We start from the raw sequence: 354 nt of genomic DNA, 5'->3' as shown, positions 1-354 counted from the left end.
CCTTATACGAAGATACTCACGATAAGTGTCCACACAGATTGATTAGGTTTAGAAAAGTTAAGAGACGATATTGGGTCTGTAGCTCAGCTGGTTAGAGCGCTCGCCTGATAAGCGGGAGGTCGGTGGTTCAAGTCCACTCAGACCCACCAATATCGACCTAGATGGGGCTATAGCTCAGCTGGGAGAGCGCCTGCCTTGCACGCAGGAGGTCTGCGGTTCGATCCCGCATAGCTCCACCATCTTTAAGTATTCTCTTAAGAGAGTCTTTAAAAATGGTTCATTTATTGAATCAAGCTCTTTAACAATTTGGAAAGCTGACTGATTGATTTACTTACGAGTAATTCAATCAAATTT

At 44.1% G+C, this 354-nt stretch carries 2 tRNA genes; both read left to right on the top strand.

Annotation, left to right across the window (positions count from 1 at the left end):
• The first annotated feature begins 72 nt into the window (after positions 1-72).
• Positions 73-149, top strand: a tRNA-Ile gene (locus BCV39_RS18565).
• Between the two features lie 14 nt (positions 150-163).
• Positions 164-239 (top strand) — tRNA-Ala (locus BCV39_RS18560).
• The last annotated feature ends 115 nt before the right edge of the window (positions 240-354 follow it).

Origin of the sequence: Vibrio sp. 10N.286.55.E10 (genome assembly GCF_002872555.1) — a bacterium.
Classification (GTDB): domain Bacteria; phylum Pseudomonadota; class Gammaproteobacteria; order Enterobacterales; family Vibrionaceae; genus Vibrio; species Vibrio crassostreae.
The sequence above is the reverse complement of the archived record's forward strand: the minus strand, read 5'-3'. Positions and strand labels throughout refer to the sequence as shown.